At 33.4% G+C, this 19890-nt stretch carries 19 protein-coding genes; 3 read left to right on the top strand and 16 right to left on the bottom strand.

All coding sequences use genetic code 11. The features are described 5' to 3' along the window. Positions 1-43 precede the first annotated feature (43 nt). From ACSVH9_RS11890 to ACSVH9_RS11880, 3 genes are all read left to right on the top strand, one after another. Positions 44-337 carry a rhodanese-like domain-containing protein gene (locus ACSVH9_RS11890; protein WP_438063892.1) on the top strand — a complete coding sequence of 98 codons (294 nt, stop codon included), beginning with the start codon at positions 44-46 and terminating at the stop codon, positions 335-337. Between the two features lies 1 nt (position 338). After that, positions 339-656 carry a rhodanese-like domain-containing protein gene (locus ACSVH9_RS11885; RefSeq protein WP_438063891.1) on the top strand — a complete coding sequence of 106 codons (318 nt, stop codon included), beginning with the start codon at positions 339-341 and terminating at the stop codon, positions 654-656. A gap of 297 nt (positions 657-953) precedes the next feature. Further along, positions 954-2084, top strand: a complete 1131-nt coding sequence (locus tag ACSVH9_RS11880) for a lipoprotein N-acyltransferase Lnb domain-containing protein (RefSeq protein ID WP_438063890.1) — start codon at positions 954-956, stop codon at positions 2082-2084. A gap of 73 nt (positions 2085-2157) precedes the next feature. Here ACSVH9_RS11880 and ACSVH9_RS11875 read toward each other — a convergent pair whose 3' ends face one another. The 16 genes from ACSVH9_RS11875 to ACSVH9_RS11800 all read right to left on the bottom strand — a co-directional run bounded on the left by ACSVH9_RS11875 (position 2158) and on the right by ACSVH9_RS11800 (position 19880). Continuing rightward, complete coding sequence (locus tag ACSVH9_RS11875) at positions 2158-3549, bottom strand: sugar transferase (RefSeq protein ID WP_438063889.1); 1392 nt, start codon at positions 3547-3549, stop codon at positions 2158-2160. A gap of 43 nt (positions 3550-3592) precedes the next feature. Further along, positions 3593-4609, bottom strand: coding sequence for a glycosyltransferase family 4 protein (locus ACSVH9_RS11870; RefSeq protein ID WP_438063888.1), 1017 nt, complete (start codon positions 4607-4609; stop codon positions 3593-3595). Then, positions 4581-5921, bottom strand: coding sequence for an O-antigen ligase family protein (locus ACSVH9_RS11865; RefSeq protein WP_438063887.1), 1341 nt, complete (start codon positions 5919-5921; stop codon positions 4581-4583). The genes ACSVH9_RS11870 and ACSVH9_RS11865 overlap by 29 nt, the downstream gene beginning before the upstream one ends. A 1-nt stretch (position 5922) precedes the next feature. After that, the gene (locus tag ACSVH9_RS11860) at positions 5923-6993 is read right to left on the bottom strand and encodes a glycosyltransferase (protein ID WP_438063886.1); all 1071 of its coding nucleotides are present in this window, start codon (positions 6991-6993) and stop codon (positions 5923-5925) included. 40 nt (positions 6994-7033) lie between these two features. Continuing rightward, positions 7034-8158, bottom strand: coding sequence for a glycosyltransferase (locus ACSVH9_RS11855; RefSeq protein ID WP_438063885.1), 1125 nt, complete (start codon positions 8156-8158; stop codon positions 7034-7036). After that, positions 8158-8712, bottom strand: coding sequence for a serine O-acetyltransferase (locus tag ACSVH9_RS11850; RefSeq protein ID WP_438063884.1), 555 nt, complete (start codon positions 8710-8712; stop codon positions 8158-8160). The genes ACSVH9_RS11855 and ACSVH9_RS11850 overlap by 1 nt, the downstream gene beginning before the upstream one ends. A gap of 6 nt (positions 8713-8718) precedes the next feature. Then, positions 8719-9525: a class I SAM-dependent methyltransferase gene (locus ACSVH9_RS11845; protein ID WP_438063883.1), complete on the bottom strand. Its 807-nt coding sequence runs from the start codon at positions 9523-9525 to the stop codon at positions 8719-8721. Between the two features lie 173 nt (positions 9526-9698). Next, a complete protein-coding gene (locus ACSVH9_RS11840) occupies positions 9699-10868 on the bottom strand; it encodes a glycosyltransferase family 4 protein (RefSeq protein ID WP_438063882.1) in 1170 nt (389 codons plus the stop codon). Next, positions 10869-11519: a CatB-related O-acetyltransferase gene (locus ACSVH9_RS11835; RefSeq protein ID WP_438063881.1), complete on the bottom strand. Its 651-nt coding sequence runs from the start codon at positions 11517-11519 to the stop codon at positions 10869-10871. It abuts the gene before it with no gap. A 5-nt stretch (positions 11520-11524) separates the two neighbouring features. Beyond that, on the bottom strand, positions 11525-12931 hold the full coding sequence (locus ACSVH9_RS11830; RefSeq protein ID WP_438063880.1) for a hypothetical protein: 1407 nt from the start codon (positions 12929-12931) through the stop codon (positions 11525-11527). 28 nt (positions 12932-12959) lie between these two features. After that, a complete protein-coding gene (locus tag ACSVH9_RS11825) occupies positions 12960-13835 on the bottom strand; it encodes a hypothetical protein (protein ID WP_438063879.1) in 876 nt (291 codons plus the stop codon). 290 nt (positions 13836-14125) lie between these two features. Beyond that, positions 14126-15559, bottom strand: coding sequence for an MBOAT family O-acyltransferase (locus tag ACSVH9_RS11820; protein WP_438063878.1), 1434 nt, complete (start codon positions 15557-15559; stop codon positions 14126-14128). A 183-nt stretch (positions 15560-15742) separates the two neighbouring features. Continuing rightward, positions 15743-17452 (bottom strand): asparagine synthase (glutamine-hydrolyzing), encoded by a 1710-nt coding sequence (asnB, locus tag ACSVH9_RS11815; protein ID WP_438063877.1) that lies wholly within the window; start codon positions 17450-17452, stop codon positions 15743-15745. Then, the gene (locus tag ACSVH9_RS11810) at positions 17440-18402 is read right to left on the bottom strand and encodes an NAD(P)-dependent oxidoreductase (protein ID WP_438063876.1); all 963 of its coding nucleotides are present in this window, start codon (positions 18400-18402) and stop codon (positions 17440-17442) included. The genes asnB and ACSVH9_RS11810 overlap by 13 nt, the downstream gene beginning before the upstream one ends. Next, positions 18384-19073 (bottom strand): cytidylyltransferase domain-containing protein, encoded by a 690-nt coding sequence (locus tag ACSVH9_RS11805; RefSeq protein WP_438063875.1) that lies wholly within the window; start codon positions 19071-19073, stop codon positions 18384-18386. Before ACSVH9_RS11805 ends, ACSVH9_RS11810 begins: the two co-directional genes overlap by 19 nt. Beyond that, a complete protein-coding gene (locus ACSVH9_RS11800; RefSeq protein WP_438063874.1) occupies positions 19074-19880 on the bottom strand; it encodes a glycosyltransferase family 2 protein in 807 nt (268 codons plus the stop codon). Between the last annotated feature and the right edge of the window lie 10 nt (positions 19881-19890).

Genomic DNA, 19890 nt, shown 5'->3' with positions numbered 1-19890 from the left:
CTTTACTTTTGCCTAACTCAAACAAAAACAAAATTGCATTCTTATGACAGTAGAACATTTCATTAAAGAAAAACGCGGTACCATTGTAGACGTAAGAACCCGAGAGGAATTTATGGGAGGACACGTAGCCACTTCTATTAATATTCCCCTAAATGAAATCCCAGAACGCTTAGAGGAAATCAAAGCCTTGGCTAGCCCTCTTATTTTGTGTTGTGCTTCTGGTGGACGCAGCGGTCAGGCAGCATATTATCTTTCACAGCAAGGTGTAGAGTGTCTGAATGGCGGTTCCTGGTTGAATGTGAATTTTTATCAATCCTTACAAAACAAAATCGATTAATATGCTTACTCTTTTAAAACGTCTTTTTGGCCTTGGCCCAGCCATTAATTATAAAACATTACTTCAGCAAGGCGCTATAATCATCGATGTGCGCAGCAAAGGTGAATTCCGAGGAGGTCACATCAAAGGTTCCCTTAATATCCCCGTTGATGTACTGCGTCAAAATTTAAATCAATTACAAAATAAAAATCAAGTCATTATTACTTGCTGTGCCTCTGGAATGCGAAGCGCTTCTGCCAAAAGCATTTTAAAAGCAAGTGGCTATACTGAAGTATACAATGGCGGAGGATGGAGTAGCTTGAATAGCAAACTCTCGTAACACTTTAACATAAAAAAACTTATTAGTCACAGTCAAAACTATTCCTTTTCTGTGACTGTAATAGAAGAAAGCTAGTACACAATAAAAAGGCGATACCACTAAACCTTGCATCGCCTTTTTGCTTGTTCATAACATTAATCTAGTAAAAAAATCAAAAACGCGTTCATCAAAAGAATGAAATGCATAAAAAATGAGCTTAAAAGACAAACTGCTTTTGCTTCTTTTTAAAATTAATTTTGAAGTAAACTCAGCAGAATGCCTTATTTTTACGCCTGAAATCAATTCAAGCGCACTTTTATGCCAATCATAACTTTTCTTGCAAGACTATGCAAAATAAATCTATCAGTACTTATTTTTTTATGGAGCATTGTTGTTTCCGCTCAGCTAGCACCGCTTTCACCAAAAGCAACAGTAAGTGTATTAACCTGCGCTACAGGAAACGAATCGTATTCCCTTTTCGGGCATACCGCAGTACGTATTACTGACCCAGAACAACTCCTAGATGTCGTTTATAATTATGGCGCATTTGATTTTTCGACACCTAATTTTGTAGCTAAATTTGCAAAAGGAGATTTACAATACTTTGTGGTAGCCGACTCGTTTTCGGAGTTTATAGGACGATACCAATACGAAGGAAGAAGTGTTTACGAACAAAAGCTTCGCTTATCACTTCCCTTAAAACAGCAGCTTTTTGATCAACTTAACAAAACATTACAGTCAGAAGAACGCTTCTATACCTATAAATTTATTGATCGCAATTGTACAACTATGGTAGTCGATTTGCTTAACGAAACAATTGGCACAAAAGCAATCACAAAAAAAGACGCTACTGAAAAGACCTACAGGGAGGTATTATTCCCCTACTTCAAAAATCATTTCTACGAACAATTGGGTACAAGTAGTATTTTTGGAACCAAAGTAGATCAAAAAGCCACTACCCTATTTCTTCCGTTTGATTTATTAGAAAGTCTTAAAATCACTAAGTACAAAAACGAACCGCTTAGTGAACCAGTTGTGTCACTTTTAACGGTGGCTCCCACAACACCTCACTCTTGGTGGAATAATGCCTATACTTATGGTGCCTTTTTATTACTGCTTGTCTTTTGGAAAAAAAGAAGTGTTGGGTTGCTATTTTTGACGGTAATGGGCATCTTAGGATTGTTCTTTCTTTTTATGGGATGGTATTCTTTACATGCTGAATTGGCCAACAATTACAATGTATTATTATTCAATCCTACCTTGTTAGTATTGGTGTTTTTTGTACTTCAAAAAAATAGCAAAGCCATAAAATGGCTAAGCTACGTTAACTGGGGATGCTTCCTGCTATACACTATAGTATTGATCAATAAAGCGCCATTTTGGTTTCTTTTACCTTTGATTGGAGTCACTTCATTCATCGTCTATCGAATAAACAAGGAGAATCGATAAATTTTGGATTGAGGATTTGGAATTGAGGATTATAGGATTTGAGATTGAGGATTTGAGATTGGAATTTTTTACTTTACTGCCCTCGATAAAAAATTACTGTTGAAATGGTTTTAAAAACAATGCTAATATCGATAAAGACACTACGGTGCTTGATATAGTACAGATCATACTGTAATTTCACCAAGCTCTCTTCAATAGATTCTCCGTAATTGTAGTTCACTTGGGCCCAACCAGTAAGTCCAGGTTTAATGATATGTCGGGTTTCATAAAAAGGCATAATTGCTGAAATTTCTTCAACGAACATAGGTCGCTCAGGGCGTGGACCTATTACCCCCATATCGCCTTTTAAAATATTTAAAAATTGAGGAATTTCATCTATACGGGTTTTTCGCAAGAACTTCCCAAATGGCGTCACTCTAGTATCGCCAATTTTAGAAAAAACGGCACCATTAGCTTCAGCATTCTCAACCATACTCCTAAATTTATAGATTTTGAATAGCGCTCCATCCTTTCCTACACGTTCTTGTGTATAAAACAAAGGGCCTCTATTCCAAAACCTATTGGCTACTACCAAAAAAGGAACCATAATAGCACCTATTAGAATACCTGTTATAGAAAAAAGAAGTTCAAAAAAGCGAACTTGATACAAATACAATTTGTTTTGATTGCTCCTACTAAAAGGAAAAAAGCGATAAAAATCCTCTGCGATTTGATGGACAGGTATGCGTTGGGTTTTGTTTTCATAGACATGAACGTATTCCCGAATACTTTTTCCTGACTCTAACAAATGAAGTAATTGCTGGTACAATTCTGTTGTAATCCCATCTGTTTTTTGGGAGGCAACCACAATCTCAGAAACCCCAAACTTACTTACAAATTTAGTCAACTGGTCTACTGGAATTTCCTTTTTGAGTTTGTAGGCTATCTCCTCTTTATTCTCTTTATCTGAGTTCACATATCCAATAATTCGATAATAAGGATCCGCTTCTTCGAGATCTATCACCAATTGTTCCAACTGCCCTTTATCACATATTAAAATTACATTTTGAACAAAGCGATTCGAGGCTAAAAATTTTACATAAACTATGCGCCACAGGTAGAGTGCAAAAAAAATCGTACCATAAAACACCAATAACTGCAGTCTACTTTTAGGCAATTGGGGAGAAAGGAAAGGGGTCAACAAATACAACAAAACCGTAGCCGAAGTAGTAAGTAAAATACTTTTGAGAATTTGAAAAGGATTACCTGCAACTTGAAGGCTGTACATTTCAAAAACGCCTCCAAGAAGCAGTAAATAAATAGAAAAAACGATAGGCCGGTAAAAAGTGTCTTTTGAAAATTCAAAATAGGGAAAATGGAATACTGCTGTCATCAGATACAAAGATCCAAGCACTACAATGAGATCTACTAGACGTAATAAGAACTTTCGTTCTGAAAGTTCAAAATGCATTCTCTTCTTATTCATATAACTGTGGTATTCTGTCGCAAGTTACTGAATTTTAAGCATACTAGGTGTCGTTATTAAAAATTAAGAACCATTTATCTTTTACCTGATTCCATTCAAAAAAACTGGCTTTTATTCTGGCTTTTTTTGTGATTTTGATAAATTTTGAAGGATTTTTCAACAAAAAAAGTAAGGCATCATGCATGCCTTCTATGTCATTATCAGCTACTAAAAGACCATCTTCATCATTATTTATTAAAAAAGGGAGGCCACCAACATTAGTAGACACCACAGCCAAGCCTAAGCTCATTGCTTCGATGACACTAACTGGGGTATTATCAAAATGCGTGGTATTGATGAAGAGATCATAGTTTTGCGCCAGCTCCGTCCATTCCTTTCTGGTTAGTTTTCCTTTAAAATCCACTTGAACTCCTAAGCTTTCTGCTAACTTTCTTGCCTTTACACCACTTCCGTCTTTATCTGGTCCTACCATACAAAGTTCAGCATTTGGAAAGGTCATTAGTAGTTTATTAAAAACATGAATGGCCATTTCTGGATTGTATAGTGCTGCAAATGCCCTTACCCATAGTATCTTTGGGTTTGCCAAAGGACGCTCTTTATAATTATACTGCTGAAGGTTTATTGCATTGGGAACATGTACTAAATTTGGACACCCCACATTTCCAAAAGCCTTCATCAAATAAAGAGAAGGACAAACATTACGATAAGCATGATAAAAAATACGTTGACAACTTTTGGGATGCGTCTGCCATCTATTGGGTAAATTACCACCATGTAAAATAGGAATATACTTCAACCTTCTAAGGCGACATAACTGACTTACCCAATAGGCATACCAAAAATTGGTGGTGCTGTAGGTATCAATCAAAACATAGTCTATATTTCTAGCAAAGCAAGTCGCGAACAGCATCTCCAAGAAACGAAGTAGTTGATTGCGTTTTGTAGAAGCGTAGATGATTTGGTATCCTTCTTGCTCCAAAAGAGGTCCTAAGACATCTATTCCTGTTGGATTGCCTCCATTATTAGCAAGCTTATTTCCTATGTATAGCAGGTGCTTCACGATATACTTTTAAAAGTGACAAAGCGTAGATAAAAGCAGGCGCTGATAACCGCATCGCTGCATGATTGATGGTTAACAGCCAAAATACAAAAAAAGAAAGCGCTAGTATATTTTGTCTGTCAACTGCAAATAAATAAAGTGGTGTTATCAATAAAATCAATAAACCAACTATGCCTAAGGTTCCGTGCTCGGCCAACATACGACTCATCTCATTGTGTGAAGCGGCTTGTATGCCTGTTTCTGTGGCTCGCAATTCTTTGTTTTTTCCAACACCCACTCCTAGAATAGGATTTTCATAAAACATGTTCAATTCCGAAACTATTAAAACCTCTCTTCCTGTAAGTTGACTTTCTTTCTCCCTTCCCGCAGCATCCTGGTTGGCGTAGCGTTTGCCTAACAACCCATTGGTTTTTATAGAACTGTAGCTCCAAACTGCCAAAGTAGCTAAAAAGGATAAGACAATAATCCCAGCAATTTTTGGTTTGGTTTGAAAATTAGCTTGAAAATACAAAATCGCCAGTAACAAAAGTACCATTGCAACACTTGTATAGATTCCTCCTCTAGAAAAAGTAACCAAGCCTCTAAAAGCAAAAACCATTACTAAGGCTCCATTGACTATTTGCAACAATCCATTAGAGGAATTAAGCATCAATTGTACAAAAAAGATAAAGATTCCCAATCCCAAAATGGTAGAAACTTGATTAGGCCCAAATCCTCCTGAAGTTTCAAAATTGGATTGTGTCCCAGTAACCACATCTTGAATGTTGGGGGTGTAAAAATACAGATAGGTGACTAAGCAGAGTAGAGGCAATGAAAAAGCAGTGATTATCCCAAGCAATCGTTGAAAAGTGAGTTCACGCTTGAAGCAATAAATAGAAGAAATTCCAAGACAAACTGGTCCTGACATATTAAAAACGATAGCTTTCTTAACATCGGTTGTAATATCTAAAGTTACGGTTGAAAGTACCACACTTGGTACTAAAAAGAACAAAAACAACCAATAGACCAAAGCATTCCTTGAAAAACCCGAAAAAAGCATTCCTAAAAAAAGGAAAAGCACAACTAGGTACTTCCCATACTCATTCACAAAAGTACCACCTGTCATCCGGAGCATAATTTCGGCACTTACTGCATAAGCAGCCATTAATAAGGCTTCATTATTTTTATTCTTCGATTGCGTAATGTAATAAACTCCAAAAACCAATATTGCAATACCATACACTTTACTAAGAAAAGGAAGGAAAAAAAATACAAAGCCTAAAAAAGCATGTAGGGCTACTAAATAAAGATAAACGACCTCTTCTTTTTTCATTTTATAAACTTTCTAACCATTGTATGTATTTTTGCAAAACACCCTTTGAGGAATATCCTTCTGAAACCGTTTGTTGTAAAGCCAATGCCATACTATTTCCCATTGAGGGATTCAAAATTAAAGTAGTTAAAGCCTTGTAAAAAGACATAGTGTCATTCGAAGGCACTAGCCAACCATTGACACCATTATTTATGATATTTGGCAATTCGCCTACCGCTGTAACTACTACAGGCAACGGTTGCGTCCCAAACTCCAACAAGGCTACAGGCAAGCCCTCTGAAGCAGAAGTCAAAATTCCAATACTACTCTGTTGCATGATAAAACCAATATCCATTCTTGAGCCGTACAAAAATACTTGATTTTCTAATTGTAAAGCGCTTATCTTGTTTTTTATTGCAAGAGAATAATCATCATTAAAATCTTTACCCACCAAGTGAAAGGTCCAATCCGGATGTGACAGCTTCATTTGAGCTGCTATATCCAAAAGCAAAAAATGATTTTTATCTGGTCTCAAATTTGCTAAAGATAGTATTCGCTTATCTTCAACACCAAAAAGATTTGTTTTGTTTACCTCTTTAGTCGTAGATGTAAAATTAGGTAAATAGATAACATTTTTAGATTTTAACTGATTCTCAATCCAAATTTTCAGGTTTTGATTCACTGAAATCACTCCATTAAAAAAGGGGAGTATCAACTTGAAAATAAAAATTCTTATATTTGATATTCCTTTTTTATTCCCATAATGGTAATGCCATACCAACTTAAGAGAGGGGCAACACAATTTCAATAGAAAAGCAATAAAAAATGAAGAACTATGCGCATGAACATGAGTAATGGCATGTTGCAAAACAAAAGAACGCAAACGCCATAAGGCTCTAAAATCGAGCTTGCTTTTTTTATTCAAAAAAAAATAAGTCACTTTAGAATCCATTTGCTCAAGCAATACCCCTTCTTTTCGAGTAGCTACAAGCGCTGAAAAGCCAAGGGTATCCACAAGCGAATTGGCATAATTTACAGCCATACGCTCTGCACCTCCTGCTTCTAAAGAATCTATGAGTTGTAAAATGCGCATAAAATAGTATTCGTTTAATAAGACAAGAAACTAAAGGTAATCACTGCGATCTAGAAACTATTCTTTCTATTTCATTTTCAAAAACATCCAAAGTGTAGTGTCGAGACCAATCGGATGCTTTTTTTCTTTTTTCAAAATAATCTATCTCATCGCTCAAAATGGCAATTACTTGCTGAACATCTTGTTCAACTTCAGTAGTCAATATAACTCCTCTATTGCCATAATCCAACATAAAGGGAACGCAAGAAATTGAAGTCGCCAGTGGAACACATCCCCAAAACATCCCCTCCGCTATGGCTTTAGGCCAACCCTCACTTTTAGAAGGCAGGAGTACAAAATGACTGTTCTGGTATGCAGACTTGATGATTTCTTTTGATTGATTCCCTTTCAGTTCAATAAAGCTTTTCAAATGATTCTTTTCAATATAGTCTTCCAGTACAATTCTTTCTTTTCCTTCTCCATACAGCTCCAATTGAACAGCATACCCTCTTTTGGACAAAGCTTCAACCAAAGCTATGGCATACATCGGACGTTTTCCTTCAGACAAAGTTCCTACAAAAACAAATCGAATGGAATTAGCAAAGTTAAGAGGTTTTAGTGGTGCTTTTTCCGTTTCCCAATAGGTAGCGGTAAAAAAAGGATGAATATTTTTACTACTGCCTTCCCATTCCCCATACACCAATACTTGCATGTTTCGGGTTAGAAAAGGATTACTCAAGAGCCATTTTTGCAACCGATAGCTCCAAGGTTGCTTCGCTTTAGGATTCCAGTTGCCAGCATATTTGGCAGTTTTAGGCTTCAAAGGAAATAAAATTTGAATTATACATCCTATCAAACCAATATTACCAGGACATCGCAAGTGAATGTGATCGGCTTGATACATGGCTTTGAAAATAATCAAACCGTTCCAGAAAGCATAAAAAAAAGCTTGAACTGCATTTGTAAAACTATTCAAGTTTAACTCAATTAATTTATAATGCTGCTTTATTTCAAATGAAATTTCTTCAACTAATAACCCATTTTGATTTTGCCAAACTGGACAACAAAATGATATCTCATTGACAGATTCTTTCCAAATGACCAACTCTTTTACATAGGGACTATAAGCAAAACACTTTTCATCCTTAAAAATGAATGGAGCGGTTGAAACAATGAGTAATTTCATTAGATATATCCTTTAGATCCCTTTTGAGAAATAATTACTGCGGGAACTCCTAAAACCACCGAACAATCTGGAATGGATTGGTTTACTAAAGAACATGCCCCTATCAAAACTTCATATCCGATGTTTACATTTCCTGAAACAACTGCATTGGCACCCACATAGACTTTATCCCCTAAAATTGGAGTCCCTCTTTTTTCTCCTCTTCCTCCCACACCAATGGTAACTCCTTGTGAAATATTACAATCATTCCCAATAATAACATTAGCATTAATGATAATTCCTCCAAAATGTCCAATATAAAATGAATGCCCAATTTTTGCAGAAGCAGGAATTGAAATTCCAGTGGTAATTTCAATAATTTTTTGCCATAAAAGAAACAACATTAAAAACAGCAATCGAAAAGGTTGCCATTTTATTCTGCAATAACAAAAATGAGCTAGTCTGTATTGAAAAACAGCCCAGAATCCTTGCGTAAAAAATACAATTCCTAAAAAATGTCCTCCATATTTTTTATGCTTACTATAGTCTGACAATATGAGTTGCAGTAAATTCATTCAAGGTTATTTTTTTTGCATTAATAAGGTCAAATGCATACAACTAAACAAAACGGAGTCGCTGGTGCTAGATTTTTCCCAATCTTCCTTGTGCCACTTTTGTCCTAATTTTGTTTTCCAACTTTCAGAAAACGGCAACAATGAGAGTAAAGCCATCCATTTGGTTTTTCCTAAAAGTCCATGTCTTTCTATAATTTCGAAGGTATCTTTATACTGATTATACACTTTTTTAGTAAATGGCCATTCCCACGCAGCATCGGATTGAAACGGACGGTATAGTAATCGGATTATTTTAATGGGTAAACTTGTTTGCAAAGGGTCATAACTTATAATTTGCCCTTTTGGTGCTAATTTTTCATTAAGCTTATCAATTATGATTTTTGTACTTTCAAAGTGATGTAAAACACCATAGGCATAAATTAAATCAAAGTCCTTTTCTTTAAATTCCGATGATAAAAAATCAATGGCTAAAGCACTCGCATTGGGAAAAGCGATTAAACGCTGACGTAATTTTTCGATGGCAACATCACTCAAATCGATTCCCATGTATTCTTTTGAATGCTCAGCTAAGTACATTGACCAATAATTTCCAGAAAAACATCCTAAATCCAAAACTCGTTTAGAACTCAAATCACCAAACCATTCCTTGTGTTTCAGATAAGCCTGATCTTGTATACCAACACCTTTTTTTATCCTATTCAAAGTGCCATTTCTAAATTTTGACCAAATCTGAGTGATCCAATTTTTCTTTTTGGTGTTGTAAAATTCCGCTTGCTTTTTATTTATGGCGACGGTTGACTCTAGTGTTTTCATTGTTTCTCTTTTGGTATATTAAAAATCAAACTCCACCAACCAATCATTTTTAAGAAAGCTACAGATATACAGCTTTATATTTATTTAAAGTAAAGATATTGCTAAATCAAATAAAATTCAAAACTAATAAATTACTTTTAACTCTCTCGCTGAACTGAAATAAAGTTAATTGTTTAACTATTTTTTTTCAAACATAATTGATTGAAAAAATCATAGTTTTGATTAACAATTTTCTGTAAATCAAGCTTATCAACAACAAACTTCCTTCCCATTTCACCAATTTTTTTTGCTTTTTCTTTGTTAGATAAAACCCAAACTATTTTTTTAGCAATATCATCCGGATTAAATGGATCACATAACAGCCCTGTTTCATAATCAACAATAGTTTCAGGCCCAGGACCTAATTTTGTAAAAACAACTGTTTTCCCCATTGCCATCGCTTCTGGAGCCACTAATCCCTGAGTTTCCATATGGGATGGAAATACACATACAGAAGCTGTTGCATATGCATCTGGAATATCAATAAACGGAATTGCTCCGTGAAAATTAATATCATTAGCAAAAGCACCTAATTTTGGTAGTTCTTTAAGCTTAAGCATTTCTATATACGAAGACCCATCGAAAAAAAACCAATCCCTTCCATATATTTCAAGTGTTGCGTTAGGAAATTGTTTTTTAACAAATGAAAATGCCTGTACTAGCTGACGAATTCCCTTTTTCTCGCAAACCGTGCCAACAAAAACAATTCTATTTTCAGGTCCAATTTCACATTTACTTTGAAGTTCAGACTTTAAAAAAACAGAATTAATAGGATTACATATATCTGCAATTGGTTTACCATTATAACTTAAGTACTTTCCAGTATGTATTTTTACATATTGAGAAACAGCAATAAAGGCATCCGCTTTTTTAAATGATCTTTTTTCTTGAAAACCTTTCCATTTATTAATCTTTCGTTTTTCACTTTCCGCAAAAAAATGATGCCCTCCATGTAGCCTAATTACGTATTTTATTTTTTTAATTTTTGAAATAAATGCAAAACCCAATTCAGGTGATTCAATTATTTGTATTGGGTTGTTTTTATGAACTTCTAAGATTTTTTTATTAATAGCTTTTGAATTAAAATACCAAGATAACCCTTTTACAATACTTTTCTTTAAGCGATAAATAGCAACTCCATCAATATATTCCGTTTCATCATTCAACGTATAATTCATACCTATAACAGATACTTTGATTCCTTTTTTTACAAATTCTTGAGCTATTGTTTTCACAAAACTCCCCACTCCACCATGAGGGAAACCTTCTTTCGGGAATTCATTTGTTAAGAAACAGACGTGCATTTATAAATGTTTTTTAATAAAAATTTCAATCGGCAAATAGAAATCGTTAATGTTACGTTTAATTTTCTCTTCAGACCAATCCCACCAACTAACTTTATTTAGTGCATCTATAATTTCTTGACTATGCTTATATTTAATTATTTTTGCTGGCACACCACCAACAATTGCATAATCAGGAATATTTTCAGAAACAATAGCTCCAGCCAAAACCGTAACTCCATTTCCAATAGTAATACCAGGTAAAATTGTAGCGTTCATACCAATCCAAACATCATTTCCTATTACGATATTTGATTTATAAGGTTTTATCTTGTCTTTTATTTCATTAACCTTACACGATTCATCATTGATTGTTATTTGATTATTTTTACCCAAAATTTCAAAAAATAAAGGAAAAGTGGTAACTTGACTTTCTGTATGAAAACCTGAATCACATATAAAATTCACATCATTTGCAATAGAACAATATTTTCCAATTTTTAGGCTAGAATTTTTATACCATTTCCAAACATAAGCTCCATTATCATAGGTTCTGTTTCCAACTTCAACCCAATTGGCATCTTTTAAATATAAATGATTTTTACCTTTTAAATAATTATAGTAGTTGATTCCTAATATCTTCCAAAGAATTTTCCTTATTAATAGTAGCATGACATTTAATTTTTATGACTATTTGTAATCATTTCATTAATATTTACAGAAGCACTAATCTCTTTACTATCAAGAATAACATTAAACCATTTTTTCATAAAGCTATCTGAATAATTATTTTCATTAGGGATAACTTTTTCGATAATCTCCTCTTTACTATTTAGCCAAATTACGGATTCTTTATTTGGCATACTCCTAAAATGCTGAAATTGATAAATTGTTTGTACAGACCAATCTTCACTATTTTTGGCTGATTGATCATAATTTATAAATACACATGGTTTATTAAACATTGTAAAATCAAAAGCCATTGTTGATCCAACATTAACTACTACGTCAGAATAAAAAGCTGTACTTACCAATAATTTAACATCATCAACAGAAGGATAAACAGCACTCCATTCCTTTGAAGAATTAAAGTGCCATAGTGGAATGGCTTCTTTTATTAAATCTTTATATTCATTTACAACTTTTTCAAATCTTCCCGAAAAATCTACGGGACATCTTCTCAATAAAATCTGATATTTGTCTTGTAGCTTAGCCTTTATAATTTCATTTGCTATATCTCTTAAATAGCTTGGGTCATCTGGAGATGTTAAAGTATCATCACCTGAAAAGCAAATAATTTTTTTGTTTGGATCTAAATTGTATTTTTTATAAAAAACAGCTTTATCAATAATATTATTTTCATCACGATAAAACTCAAACTGAGGACTACCTGTGACGTGAATTTTTTCTTCAGGAATTTCGGGATAATACAATTCCATTTCTTTCTTCATATAATTTGACCATACCAAATAATTGTCTGCAGAAAGAGCCATACGAGCCTTTGGCAGATTATCCCATGAATATATTACTGTAGTAGTTTTAATACCTAAATCTGTAGCTGCAGCGAATATAGTTGCTGCTTTTAAAGAACGCTGATGAGAGCAAAAAACAACTCTTGGATTTACTTTTTGTAAAATATCTTTAACCTCAAAATAAAAAGGATTTCGACGAATTTCTAATTGGTATTTTCTTTCTAATTTTAATATCTTGGAATAGTCTTTTGTGAAAGGAGCTATACATTCAATTAGTCTATAAAATATTTTTTTTGAAAATGTTTTTTGATTCCATTTCCAATAGGCTAATATTGAATTATTTTCAACTCTGTCAGCATTGTAATATAATCTAGATAGACATATCAATTCACGTAAAAACTTCTCTTTAATAGACTCGTTGTAAATAGGTATAATTAATGAGTCACTAATTGAAGTGTTTTTACTAATCGAACTAACTGTTTTATAATCAAAATTATGAAACAAAACCAAATTATTTTCTAAACCTTTAAACACTCTTGAATAAAGATAGTTTCTGATACCAACTCCATCAGGAAATAGCAATACTATCTTACCTTCATTTTCTTTAATCATACCTCTATTTGACTAAATAATTCTTAATTTAAAAAAAGTCTTTAATTATCTTTGCTGTAAACAATCTCGCTCCAGCATCATTGAGATGCCCACAAGATGAAAAGTACTTATCCTCAAGTACTGCATTTTCATAATTGTGAATTTCCGGATATAGCTCCTTTACTTTATCAAAATAATCCATTCCTTTGGTGTTTTCACACATTGGGGTCATTATGGCGATAAAATTAATACCTTTTTGTTCACAAAGTTGCTTAATTTCATAATAATATTGATTCTTTAGCAAAGGGTTCAAATTCGCAATATTATTCTTCATATTAGCATTAGGCTTTTTACCTAGAGGATAGTAGCCATTATTGTCTAACAAACTCGTAGGTTTATTTCTATAAGTATCCCAAACCTCGCGAACCCCTATTTTGGCATCGTATTTCACATATCGGTAAAAAGGGATATAATACAGTTCCATAAAATCGGATTCGTTTTCAAAATGCCTTCTTATGGTTTCGGACTCGTGAAGAAACGGCAAGTATTTAGCCGATATCCCTTCGGCTTGATGGTCGTTCGACAAATTCAAGTCGGCTTCTAAAATCACATTTTTAATTTGATAATTGCGCTCTATCATTAGTTGTAACAACAAGGAAGCTTCAAACAAATGGCCGCCACTCATCCCGTAGTTAAAGGTTCTCAACCCTTTGTCTTCAAACATTGGCGCCACAAAATGATTGTTCGCTCTTGAGGATCCTAAAATTACTACATCATACTTTTCGTCTTTGGAATTGAAAACTTTTTCAATTTTTCCTCTACTCGTGGATTGCAAAAAAACTTTGGTGTAACCAAAATCCAATACCACAGCGATAACTATCGTGAATAGTAGTATTTTTAATGTATATAGTAAAAATTGTTTCATTTGTGATTCTTGTGATTCTATCTTATTCCTATGTTATTTTATGCTCTATGTCAGGACGAGCGCAGTCGAGACCCAATGTATTGACAAATTTCTTTTTAAGCAAACAATCTCGACTGCGCTCGATTTGACAACAAAAACCCTCAACTCAAACTGTCAGGTCGAGCGCAGTCGAGACCCTTTTAAACAGCAATTTTTCTTTATAAACTACAATCTCGAATGCGTTCGGTTTGACAACAAACGATCTCGACTCAAACTGTCACGTAGAGCGCAGTCGAGACGCTTTATTACTCTTAAAACTGAAAATAAATAAACTCCTTATAATCCGAAAAAGTGCCTAAAGCCATAATCGCAGCAATGGCTAAACCAAATTTAAGAAGACTATAGCGTCCTGATAAGGGCTCTACTCTGTTTCTGTTGTTCCATTCTACCACTACAAAAGCACCAATCAAAAGGAGTATTTCGTAGTTATACCGTTCATTAGACAAATATTGCGAACTAAAATCACCATTATAAACCAGTTGCTTTAAATACAAAACCGCATCGGTTATGGATTTCGCTCTAAAAAAGACCCACGCAATTGTACTTAAAAGAAAAGTAATCAAGATGTTTACTACAGTTTGTAATCCCTTCCAATCGAAGTCAACTACTACAGGACCTGTATTGTTCCTGTTTTTTTGCAATACCAATAAAGGCAGAAAATAAACGGCATTCAGTAATCCCCAAACGACATACGTCCAATTAGCGCCGTGCCAAAAACCACTCACTAAGAAAATGATAAAGGTATTGCGAATTTTGAACCACATACCCCCTTGACTACCTCCTAGCGGAATATATAAATAATCCCTGAACCAAGACGATAACGAAATGTGCCAGCGTCTCCAAAATTCGGCAATGTCTCTTGAAAAATAGGGATAATTGAAGTTTTTCAACAAATCGATTCCAAATAGTTTTGACATCCCTAAAGCCATATCCGAATAGCCTGAGAAATCCCCATAAATTTGAAATGCAAAATAAATAGCGCCAAGTATCAAGGATAAAGAATTCATAGAAGAATAGTTATCAAAAACTGCATTGGCATACGTTGCGCAGGTATCTGCGATGACCACTTTTTTGACCAATCCCCAAACGAATTGGGCCAAGCCTTCTTTTGCATTTTCCAAATCGAAGCTACGTTGTACTTTGACCTGTGGCAACAAATGCGTCGCTCTTTCAATGGGTCCAGCCACCAATAAAGGAAAATAACTCACAAACAAAGAATAATCGACAAAGTTATACTCCGCTTTGATGCGCTTGTAATAAATATCAATTACATAGGACAAACCATGAAAGGTGTAAAAAGAAATTCCTACCGGAAGAATCACATCAAGCAGTATTGGACTCGCTTTAAACCCAACAGAAGTAAGTAGGTGTGCCAACGAATCCGAGAAGAAATTGAAGTATTTAAAAATCCCTAAAAATCCTAAATTAACCAAAATACTGAGCCAAAACCAAAACTTTCGCCCTTTCTCATTAGTACTTTTTTCGATTCGTATACCTGTATAATAATCCAAAAAAGTAGAAAACACCAAAAGGAATAAAAAACGCCAATCCCAACAGGAATAAAAATAATAACTGGCTAGTATCAGTAAAGCATTTTGTGTGTTTTTTGTTTTATTAAAAACAAACCAATACAAGAAAAAGACAATTGGTAAAAAAATGGAAAACGCCAACGAATTGAAAAACATAAAAGAAAATGGGAAATGAAATTTAAAAATATAAATTAATAATTTGAAATATTAGAGTGCTTCACCGCATCAGTTTTTGATGTATTTAAAGTCAAATTATTTTAAATGCCAAAATTATTCTTTTTAAACTAAAAAAGAACTAATTATTTTGAATTTCTAAATACCCATTTTAAATACCCTTCATTAAGAAAGAACCAATCCATTCACCCACTGCCAAATATAAAAACTATTATCCTGCTTCCCATCACAGTAGTCTTTCCATAAGACTTTTATTTGTTTGCCATCCACAAAATCCATTTTGGAAAATTGTTCTATTTTTTCAGAGAAATAAGGTTTTAATTCTTGTGAAATCCATTCCCTTTGAGGGGTTTGCAATGCCCGTTTTGGAGCCAATGCAATAGTATTTCCCAAATAATCTTTTACTAAATCCCTTAACAGCCATTTGGTTTGTCCATTTTGGACTTTCATTGTATCACTTTGCGCAAAAGCCAATTCTATCAATCGATAATCCAAAAATGGCTCTCGTAACTCCGTGCTGTGCATCATACTGATTCTGTCATTAAAACGTAAGGCTCTTGGAATTTTGGTATAAAACAAATCACGGTATTGTAAATTCTGTAAATCATTATCAAAAGGTCGTTCATACACTTCCTTTTGTGCCATATTTCTAAATTCAGTTACCAACGCTTCTGGCCGAACTGGACTCGAGGTAATACCTTGAATCACATTATTGCTTTTGTCATGATAATAATCATATCCCGCCCAAGCTTCATCCATGCCCTGTCCATCCAGAATTACTTTAACTCCTTTTTCCCTTGCTGATTCAAACAATAAACTGTACGCTAAAGTTGGAAATCCGCCAAAAGGTTCATCTTGATAGAAACTTACTTTTTCAATCAGATCTGGAACTTCTTTATAATCTAAAAGTACTTTATGAAGCGGATAAGCTGTTTCTTTCATTAACTCATTAACCCAAGGCAATTCATCATACTTTTCATCATTTGAATAAAAAGTAAAAGCTTGGATATTTTTTTGAGAAGGCAAATTTCGGGATACTAGATTGATCAAAGTCGATGAATCCAAACCACCACTAACATTCATTCCTAAAGGAACATCTGCTCTAAAACGAAGTTGAATTGAGTCTTTCAGCAAAGCTTCATAACATACTTTTAATTCATCTTTGGACAGCTGTTTAATTTTCGAAATTCTTTCAGGAAAATTATACCATTGTTTTGTTTTTACAACACTAAAATCTAGATTCTTTTCAAAAACAATTTCAAAAAAATGCCCCGCTTTTAACTGCTGTATACCCTCGAAAAAAGTTTCATCCAGTAATCCATAGGTTCCAAAAGTATAATAGTTTGCCCAAACTTTTTGGTTTTTCTTTTTTGGAATTCCAGCGGCAAAAAGTGCTTTTATTTCACTTGAAAAATAGAGCTGATTTTCAAAAAAAGTAAAATAAAATGGTTTAACACCAAATCTGTCACGACCTGAAAAAAGAGTATTCGATTTTTTATCCCAAATTGCAAAACTAAACATCCCGTTGAGTTTATCTAACGTTTTGGTATTCCATTTAATGTAAGCTGCAAGTAAAACCTCAGTATCTGAATCAGTTACAAAATCATATTCTTTTTCTAACTCTTTTTTGAGTTCAAGATAATTGTAAATTTCGCCATTAAAAACTATAACATAATTTCCACAATTGCTTATCATGGGCTGGCTAGCACTTTCAGACAAATCAATTATACTTAAACGATTATGACCTAAAGCCAGTTTTTCATCATTCCAAAAATGCAAAGCGTCTGGACCTCGATGTTTTTGTGCTTCGGCCATAAGTTTAATGGTTGAAACATTTTTAGGATTTACACCTAAAATTCCTGCTATTCCGCACATTTAGTTATTTTTATAAATTTTTCTACAATAAAATTCTCTGTCATCTCCATTGATTCATAACTTGCTCCTGCAATATGAGGTGTAATAATTAGATTATTATTTTCTTTTGCTAATTTTATTAATGGATTAATAGCTATTGTCGCCTTATCAAATTCATTTTGTAAAACATCTGTTGCTATTCCTTTTATTTTCTTTTTTTTCAATAAGTCTGCAATGACATTTTCATCCCATACATTTCCTCTTGAGGTATTAATTATAATCGCATTTGGATTGCAACTTTGCAAAAGCAACCCATCGACAAAATTATGATTTTCAGAATTGTATGGAATGTGAATGCTTACAATATCAGCCCAAGCTAAAAGTTCGTTTGGAGATGTAAAACTTTGAAATTTAGATTTAACGAAATCGGTATCAAAATAGCCGACATTCATTTGAAAAACTTCGGCGAAATTTGCTACTTGTTTCCCTACTCTTCCCAATCCTAATATTCCAAAATTTTTACCTTTTAAATTATTTCCTTTAAAATTATCTCTGTTCCAATTTCCTTTTTTTACATCATCAAATGCAGAAGGGATTTTTTTTAGCAAAGCCATTAATAATGCCCATGTATGCTCAGCTGTTGATGGTATTGATCCTAAAAACTCGGTTTCTCCTCTGAGTGAAATTATTATTCCTCCAATACTTTCAAAATAGTCAACATCTATATGATCTAAACCTGTCGTTGCCGTTAAAATATATTTTAATTGAGGCGCTTTTTCGAGAATTTTCTTGGTTAATTTAAATCGGAGTCTAATAAACAAAACATCAAAATCGGGTATAATTTCTGTTAATTCTTCTTCAAAATTGAAGTTGCGCTTTGTTACATCAAAATACTTTTCAAGTTCATTAACAGCATCTTGACTAAAGTCTTCCGATTCTGTAATTAAAATTTTCATTTTTCCGTTCTCCATTCTTCATAAATTATTGATGCAATTTTGAAATCTCTTGGAGTATCTATATTAACAAGCCATTCAGCATCCATAATATAGGCTTTTTTGTTTTTAACCATAAATGACTTTTCAGTAAAAAATGATTGACTCTTTACAGCATAAAAACATCCATTTCTATAGTAAACTGGCTCTAAATCTTGCCTTCTCATTGATTCAGAATCTTTTATAAACGGAATCAATTCATTATTTGTTCCTAAATTATACATTCTTGCTGGATGCAAATCATCAAAAGGAACAACACTAATGACTCCATCCAGCTTAGTGTCCCTTTCAAACATTTCAATAATGTTATCCAAATCTTTTCCAGTTCTTAATGGAGAGGTAGGCTGAAGCAAAACAATTATATCAAAATCTTCATTCAACGTTTTATAAGCATGTTCAACTGTTAGTACAACATTACTTGTATCACTTGCCAAATCGTTTGGTCTTATCATCACTTCACAGCTGTTCTTTTTTGCAATTGCTGCAATTTCTTCGCAATCTGTTGAAACAATAATTTTTGTAACTCTTGATGACTCTTTTGCGCAATTTATAGCGTGAGCAATTAAAGGGATTCCTCCTAATAATTTGACATTTTTCTTAGGGACTCCTTTTGAACCTCCTCTGGCTGGAATGATAGCTAAAACTTTCATTTAATTATATTTTCCTTTTTCAAATTTTCGAGAAATCCTTGAAAATTCCCAATTAAGATGATTAGTCTGATACCATCTGTCCCAAGCAATCTTCAGAGCCCAAGGAATAGATTTAAAAAAAATCCATATAAATCGTGAAGTTTTAAGTGGTATTATTCCATCAACTTGATATTTTGAAATATGATCCCTTATATCAACCTTATAATTATTTTTTCTATTGTATAAGAAATAACACGATACATTTGATTTTAAACTGTATCCCTTTTCCATAACTTCAAGTGACCAGAGTTTTTCTTCATTGGATCTAATAGTTTCATTGAAAGGAATTTCAATTGCAACGCTTTTACGAATGGCTGAGCAATTAGCAACTATAAGATTTTGCCAATCCTTTTCGTGAACGTAATTATTTTTATTAATTGTCAGATCACTTTTAACAGACTGCAAAATTTGTTTTGTATTAGAAATGGGTATGCATCTAACAGCTGCCACGGAAGGATCACTAAAATAATGAACAAAATTTTCAAAAGAATCACTTGATAAAAGTATATTATGAGAACTCAGCAATAAAACAATTTCGTATTGGCAATGTTTAAGTCCAAAATTCAATGCATATCCATAAGTGAATTTTTTATCTAATTTCACCACTTTACAACCAAATTCATTTGCCACTTCTATAGAATTATCAGTAGAAGCATCATCAATAATAACTATTTCATAAGGCAAATCAAATTTTTGTTTTTTTATACTCAGCAAAGCATTTATTAAAGAATTTGCTTCATTTTTATTTCTTATTAATATAGAAATCATATTCCTTCTT

The organism is Flavobacterium sp. RSSB_23 (genome assembly GCF_051547145.1).
GTDB lineage: Bacteria > Bacteroidota > Bacteroidia > Flavobacteriales > Flavobacteriaceae > Flavobacterium.
Note: the sequence above shows the minus strand (reverse complement) of the source record. Positions and strands in the feature narration are given on the sequence as shown.

Excerpts from the sequence above, each read along its gene's own strand:
- ACSVH9_RS11890 (WP_438063892.1), top strand. The coding sequence starts at position 44 with ATGACAGTAGAACATTTCATTAAAGAAAAACGCGGTACCATTGTAGAC.
- ACSVH9_RS11885 (WP_438063891.1), top strand. The coding sequence starts at position 339 with ATGCTTACTCTTTTAAAACGTCTTTTTGGCCTTGGCCCAGCCATTAAT.
- ACSVH9_RS11880 (WP_438063890.1), top strand. The coding sequence starts at position 954 with ATGCCAATCATAACTTTTCTTGCAAGACTATGCAAAATAAATCTATCA.
- ACSVH9_RS11875 (WP_438063889.1), bottom strand. The coding sequence starts at position 3,549 with ATGAATAAGAAGAGAATGCATTTTGAACTTTCAGAACGAAAGTTCTTA.
- ACSVH9_RS11865 (WP_438063887.1), bottom strand. The coding sequence starts at position 5,921 with ATGAAAAAAGAAGAGGTCGTTTATCTTTATTTAGTAGCCCTACATGCT.
- ACSVH9_RS11860 (WP_438063886.1), bottom strand. The coding sequence starts at position 6,993 with ATGCGCATTTTACAACTCATAGATTCTTTAGAAGCAGGAGGTGCAGAG.
- ACSVH9_RS11855 (WP_438063885.1), bottom strand. The coding sequence starts at position 8,158 with ATGAAATTACTCATTGTTTCAACCGCTCCATTCATTTTTAAGGATGAA.
- ACSVH9_RS11850 (WP_438063884.1), bottom strand. The coding sequence starts at position 8,712 with ATGAATTTACTGCAACTCATATTGTCAGACTATAGTAAGCATAAAAAA.
- ACSVH9_RS11845 (WP_438063883.1), bottom strand. The coding sequence starts at position 9,525 with ATGAAAACACTAGAGTCAACCGTCGCCATAAATAAAAAGCAAGCGGAA.
- ACSVH9_RS11840 (WP_438063882.1), bottom strand. The coding sequence starts at position 10,868 with ATGCACGTCTGTTTCTTAACAAATGAATTCCCGAAAGAAGGTTTCCCT.
- ACSVH9_RS11835 (WP_438063881.1), bottom strand. The coding sequence starts at position 11,519 with ATGCTACTATTAATAAGGAAAATTCTTTGGAAGATATTAGGAATCAAC.
- ACSVH9_RS11830 (WP_438063880.1), bottom strand. The coding sequence starts at position 12,931 with ATGATTAAAGAAAATGAAGGTAAGATAGTATTGCTATTTCCTGATGGA.
- ACSVH9_RS11825 (WP_438063879.1), bottom strand. The coding sequence starts at position 13,835 with ATGAAACAATTTTTACTATATACATTAAAAATACTACTATTCACGATA.
- ACSVH9_RS11820 (WP_438063878.1), bottom strand. The coding sequence starts at position 15,559 with ATGTTTTTCAATTCGTTGGCGTTTTCCATTTTTTTACCAATTGTCTTT.
- asnB (WP_438063877.1), bottom strand. The coding sequence starts at position 17,452 with ATGTGCGGAATAGCAGGAATTTTAGGTGTAAATCCTAAAAATGTTTCA.
- ACSVH9_RS11810 (WP_438063876.1), bottom strand. The coding sequence starts at position 18,402 with ATGGAGAACGGAAAAATGAAAATTTTAATTACAGAATCGGAAGACTTT.
- ACSVH9_RS11805 (WP_438063875.1), bottom strand. The coding sequence starts at position 19,073 with ATGAAAGTTTTAGCTATCATTCCAGCCAGAGGAGGTTCAAAAGGAGTC.
- ACSVH9_RS11800 (WP_438063874.1), bottom strand. The coding sequence starts at position 19,880 with ATGATTTCTATATTAATAAGAAATAAAAATGAAGCAAATTCTTTAATA.